This window comes from Pseudomonas sp. KB_15, from assembly GCF_052114525.1.
GTDB lineage: Bacteria > Pseudomonadota > Gammaproteobacteria > Pseudomonadales > Pseudomonadaceae > Aquipseudomonas.
Genome location: NZ_JBFREX010000189.1, coordinates 1 through 476 on the forward strand (window position 1 = coordinate 1; position 476 = coordinate 476).

General features: G+C 72.3%; 1 protein-coding gene. It reads right to left on the reverse strand.

Annotated elements, in window-relative coordinates:
• Window positions 1-476 (reverse strand): HAMP domain-containing protein (locus AB4Z35_RS30385; RefSeq protein WP_442101213.1); only part of this gene is annotated, 476 nt, incomplete at both ends.

Sequence of the window (476 nt, forward strand, 5' to 3'; positions counted from 1 at the left end):
TTGTCGGCGTTCTGCTTCACGGTGGCGGAAAGCTGTTCGATGCTGGCCACGGTGCGCTCCAGGCTGCCCGCCTGCGAGGCCGTGCGCGACGACAGGTCCGCGTTGCCGCTGGCGATCTGGCTCGTGCTGCCGGCGATGGCCGCCACGCTGCCGCGCACCTTGTCCACGATGCCGGTCAGCCCCTGCCCCACGCCGTCGATGGCGCGCATCAGCTCGCCGATCTCGTCATTGCGCGGGCTGTCCAGCCGGGCAGTCAGGTCGCCCTCGGCCAGCCGGGAGGCCGCGCCGGCCGCGTGCGTCAGCGGCTGACTGACCATGCGACGCAGCAGCCACCAGAACGCGGCGGACACCGCCAGCGCCACCAGCAGGCCGGCGGCCAGGAAGCGGTTGCGGCTCGCCACCAGTTCGCCACGCAGCGAATCCATCGGCACCGTGCCGGCGATCACCCACTGCCACTCGGGGTAGGTGGCGAACGC